The sequence below is a fragment of the Methylibium sp. T29-B genome, from assembly GCF_000576225.1.
GTDB classification, from domain to species: domain Bacteria; phylum Pseudomonadota; class Gammaproteobacteria; order Burkholderiales; family Burkholderiaceae_C; genus Methylibium; species Methylibium petroleiphilum.
In genome coordinates, this window is sequence record NZ_AZSN01000209.1 from 1 (window position 1) to 4,946 (window position 4,946).

Annotated in this window: 3 protein-coding genes and 1 pseudogene; all 4 read right to left on the bottom strand. The window is 63.9% G+C overall.

Annotation, left to right across the window (positions count from 1 at the left end; genetic code table 11):
* On the bottom strand, window positions 1–992 hold a 992-nt coding region (locus Y694_RS22815), incomplete at its 3' end, for a cytochrome c peroxidase (protein WP_310732284.1).
* Window positions 989–2,479, bottom strand: a complete 1,491-nt coding sequence (locus Y694_RS22820) for a PKD domain-containing protein (protein WP_255343896.1) — start codon at window positions 2,477–2,479, stop codon at window positions 989–991. The genes Y694_RS22820 and Y694_RS22815, both read right to left, overlap by 4 nt.
* A complete protein-coding gene (locus Y694_RS27285) occupies window positions 2,373–3,188 on the bottom strand; it encodes a discoidin domain-containing protein (protein ID WP_409072498.1) in 816 nt (271 codons plus the stop codon). The genes Y694_RS22820 and Y694_RS27285 overlap by 107 nt, the downstream gene beginning before the upstream one ends.
* Window positions 3,162–4,490 (bottom strand): annotated as a pseudogene (locus Y694_RS27290) (galactose oxidase-like domain-containing protein); the annotation flags it as partial. The pseudogene Y694_RS27290 and the gene Y694_RS27285, both read right to left, overlap by 27 nt.
* Window positions 4,491–4,946: the final 456 nt, after the last annotated feature.

A 4,946-nucleotide genomic window follows, 5' to 3' on the forward strand; every position in this document is an offset into this window, starting at 1 on the left:
CCGCCGCCGGGCGTGCTCGTCGGCGCGGTGGCTTCCTCGACGCCGATCTGAGCGACGTACGACGCGACGTTGGACAGTTCAGTCGCCGTCAGCACGATCGCCGTGTGCGCCTGGATGGCTGCAGTCACGCTGGCCGCAGACCCGTCATGCAGATAGGGCGCCGTGGCCCAAACATCGCGAAGCGTCGGTGTGTCGATCCCCGTCAACGTTCCGCCCAAACGGTTGCCGCTGGAGGCCTTGAGCGTGCCAACGTCTCTCAAGGTACTGGCTCCGCTCTCGGTGAACGCCGTTCCAGAGTGGCATGACGAGCACTTGCTGGCGAACACGGCCTGGCCTGCTGTCCCAGCTGCGGTGAGACTCCCGTCTGCGTTGCGGTTCGGAGTCGGCGCGAACGTGTTGAGCGAGCCCACGTAGGCCGCCAGCGCGTCAAGGTCTGCGCTGACCCCGGCCTTCGTCGTGCCCAACGGCTGAGACCGTGTCCCGGTATTGAACTGCACGTCCGTCATCAGCCCAGCGCCTTGCGCAAGCGTTCGGATCTGCCCTTCAAAATCCTGGATCTCGTCGAAATTTCCGCTCCAGTGCTTGAAGCCCTGCCCACCGGCCCGACCACGCAGGCTGATCGTGTTGCGCAGCCCTTCTCCCAGACTGCTCAGGTCCCATGTGCGACCGTCGTGCCCACCGTCGTTGTGGCAGGCCGCGCAACTCATGTACGCATCGCGAGACAACCGGGGGTCACGGGCATCGTAGAAGAACTGCTTGCCCGTCAGCACCACGGCCGAGAGCTTCTCGACGGCGACCGCGTCGACGGCTGCCGATGCAGTCACGCTGAACTCGCCATACCGTACCAGCCGCGTCAGATCGAAGACCCCCAGAGTCCGATCCATGAAGTTGTTGACATACAGGGTCAGGCCGTCGGGCGAGACGGCGACCCCATCGGGTGCGCGCCCCGCATCGAAGCGGAACAGTTCGACTTCCCGGACCGGATCGATCACCGCGACGTGACGGCTCGTCTGCAGCGCGACGAACAGGTACGCCCCTGTCGGGTGGAAACCGCGGCACTGGCGAGACTGGAGTTGTCGTGATCGACGCGGGCCGCATAGTCTTCCGCGAAGGTCACCAGGTCGATCCTCGAGGTGATCGCGCGCACCGTGCTTTCGAAGTTCAGGGCCAAGCCGTCACGCCGGGTTCCGCGCTTGACGTTGTCCTGCTTCGATGGGACCCAAGCGCTCTTTCCGTCCGGGGCAATCACTGGCGAGGCCAGATAGTTCGGAATGCCGCGCCCGTGCAGCGTGGTGTCCGGCAAGTCGCTGTGCTGCAGGACGATGGTGCGCTCGATTGCCATGGCGGACGTGACCACCACCACCTCGCCGCCACGCTTGACCCCCGCCACCTCGGTCTGAACGACTGTGGTCCCCTCTCCCGGCAAGGGCGGCGAAATGAATCGCGAAACGAAAATGCGGTCGCTCGCAACGGGGATCGAAAGATGGCGCGGATTGGCACCTACCGCGACCGATCCCAAAACAGCCCCCGAGCTCACGTTCAGTTTCAGCAGCTGACCGCTGGCTTCCAACGCGACGTAGGCAGCGCTGCCATTCGGCGCGAAGGCAAGTCCGTAGGGCATCGAAGCCCGAGGCAATGCAATCGTCTGAACCACCGACAGGCTGCTGGCACTGATGACACTGATGCTCGAGCCGCTCTTGTTGGTGACCCACACGCGACCATCAGGGGCCACAGCCAAGGTCCGCGGATCGACCCCGACCGCGACTTCGGCTACCTTGTTGTAGGTCACGCCATCGAAGACGCTGACACTGTCGTTATCCTGGTTGACCAACCAGACCCGCGGGTTCTGTCCAGCGCGGGTCTCGACGACGACGTTGGTCGATCCGCTCGGACGAGTCGCTCCTGAGATCGCTCCATAGATTGCCTGCGTGAAGCTGAGCGTCTTCACGGCACCCGAAGTCGATAGCGCAGTGACCGTCACGGTATAAAGCCCCGGTGCGGCATAGAGGTGCGTGACCGTGGCCGCAGTCGAATAGGCGGTCTCCGGCGTTCCGTCACCGAAGTCCCATCGGTACTGAACCCCGGCGCCCATGTTCGATGTGACATTGAATGTCGCGGTCCCGCCCGCCACGACAGGCGGAGCCAGCACGGGATTGATCACCGGCTGGACCGGAATCACCGTCCAGGCGAACGCGGTGGTATCACTGGCACCGTTTCCATCCTGGACCGTGACCGTCGGGCTGTAGGTTCCAGCGGTGTTCACGGTGCCGCTGATCACACCGGTGCTCGCAGATAGGTTCAGCCTGCGGGCAGGCCCGACGCGGAATACGTCAGCGCATCGCCGTCGGGGTCGGTCGCAGAGATGCCGAGCGTCACGGTCTGCCCCTGCGTGTGCGATTGCGCCCCGGCGAGTTGATCGTCGGCGCCTGATTCGCCCCGGGTACCGTGAACAACACGGTCTTCTCCACCGCTCTGGCACCCATGGTGCTGAAGTCGCCGGTGGCGACTGGAACGCCCCAATTGATACCGTCGGCGCTGACGTAGAAGCGGAACTGCGCGATCGTGCCGTTGGCGCCCGACTGACGCGGCAGATACTTGAAGCCGCCGACATTGCGCACGGCACCAAGGTTCACCGTGAACGTGTGCGGCGGCGGCGGATTGGCTCCGGACCACTGCGTATGCCAGAAAGTGGCGGTATTGCCGTCGATCGCGTTGGCCGCCGGAGCATTCTCCCCCTGCGTTTCCTGGCTGTCCGCGCTCACGGTCCATCCGGCGCGGGAAATCGTTGCGCCGTTGGTGTCGAGCAGGTTGAACTCGGCCATCGAGGCCCAGGCGCCCCCGTTGATCTCAGTCACCTCTTCCAGGCGAACATAGCGCACCGAGATCGGACCGGAGGTGCCTCCGACCACGTTCCACATGAAATCCGTGCTGGTCTCGCCGGAAGTGGTCGCCGCGAAAATACTGACCTTGAAATCGCCACCTGCAGTCGGTGTACCGGTGATGCTGCCGGTGGTCGCGTTCATGCTCAGACCGGGAGGCAGCCCCGTCGCCCTGAATGTGATGCCCAGACCATTCGGAGCTGTTGCGGTCGTGCTCAGCGAAACAGCGACGCCGGCCGTCCCGGCTTGCGTTCCCGGCGACTGCAGTTGCGGGGCCGTGCCAGCACCGATGCGCACCGTCTTCGCCACCGAAGGAACGCCTTGCCCGTCGATCGCGAAAAGCATGTACTGACCCGGCAGCGCAATGCCCGGATTGGTCGGTACGTCGATGCTGTAGCTGTTCGTGCCGGTCGACGCGAACACCAGCGGGATGCGCCGCTGGTCGTTGTTGACGGTGTGCGTCGTCGAAGACAGGCGGATCAGCACGAAAGACGTGACGGCCGAGTTGGTGGTCACGGCCATCTTCTTGCCGTACTCCACCTGCGCCGGAAACGTGTTGATGACAGGACGCGTCGCCGCACTGCCGTCCGAGTTCATCAGATAGTTGGGCGTCAGAATCTGTACGTCGGGGTGATTGCCTGCACAACCCTGTCCACACAAGCCGCCGCCAGCTGACAGCACCCGACCATCGTGCAGCAACAGCGCAACACCGTGGTAATTGCGCGGTACGGTCATGGCCGGCATCGTCGTGAAGGCTTCCGTCACGGGATCCCACAGTTCCGGGATCAGCACCGAGCGATCGTCTGAAAAGGGAACCGGACGTGTCTGCCCCCCGACGATCAGGACCTGTCCGTTGGGCAGCACCACGCTGTTGTGAAAGGCGCGTGCGTAGCTCATCGGCGCAATCTTGCGCACACTCAAACCAGCATTGACGTCGATCACGTACGAACTCGCCGTGGCATCGATGTTCTCGTAAGCGGGCGCACCGCCCGTCTTGAGAATCTTGCCGATGTCGTACATCACGGTGGAACCGTTGATTGCGTACGCATCGTCGCCGCGCGTTCCCGCGGGAACGCTGGATCCATTGCCCTGGGTGTTGATCCAGTTCATGTTGGCGCTCGGGCCCGCATGGAGCACCTGCCCGGTGCCGGTCGGGATCAACCACATGTGGTTGTCTCCCCGGAAAACGCCGCCCGGGTCGGGCCCCACCATCGGGTTCACGGCCACGCCGGTCAGGCGCCGCCAACCGCCCGCCTCTGTCCAGATTTCGGCATGCTTGTTGCCTTGCCCGCCATTCCACGAGCCCCCGAGCGTCAGGATGGAACCATCCTGCAGGATCGTGTTGGCCTGGTAGGCGCGCGGAATATTCATGGCCGCCGCGGCAGCCCACGCCCCCGTTGCCGGGTTGTAGATGCTGGTGGTCCCCGCGCTCGATCCGCCGCTGACCAACAACCGTCCGTCCGGCAGGTTGGTCGTGCCGGGGCAGAACATGTTGTGGTTGGTTTCGTTGATCAACCTTTCGGTTGCGGTATTCGTGACCGGATCGAACAGCGTCGAGTAGGTATTCCCAGCAGTGGTTGTGAAATCAAAGCGGCTGTCGGCCGACCACATCAGGACCTTGCCGTTCGGCAGGTTCGCCGCAGCAGACGGCACCAGGGTGAGCGAAACAGGGGCTGACCAGACGGCCTGCGCCGGCGCGGCGATGGCGGCGATGCGTGCCTTGGCTGAAGAAGCCGCGGTCGCCTCGGAGGCATTATCGGTTTCGCCCCCGCCGCAAGCCGAGATCAGCAGGCAAGCCGACACCGCCAGCCCCGGACCGATGCGTCGAATGGCCTCCCTGGTCAGTATTTGTCGATTTCTCACTGAATCTCGTTTTCGATAATGGGGGAGTCAAAAGTCGCCGCACGTTGCTGCGCCGCACCAAGCAACACCTCAGCAACTCCACAGCTGCAGTGGCAAGAACGATATTAGGCGGCGATCCGTAGTGAGGCACCCCCGCAGCCGGGGGTAAATGCAGGGAAGCTCTGGTTACGGTTGTGCAAACCGACATGCGTGCGGCCCTTAGGG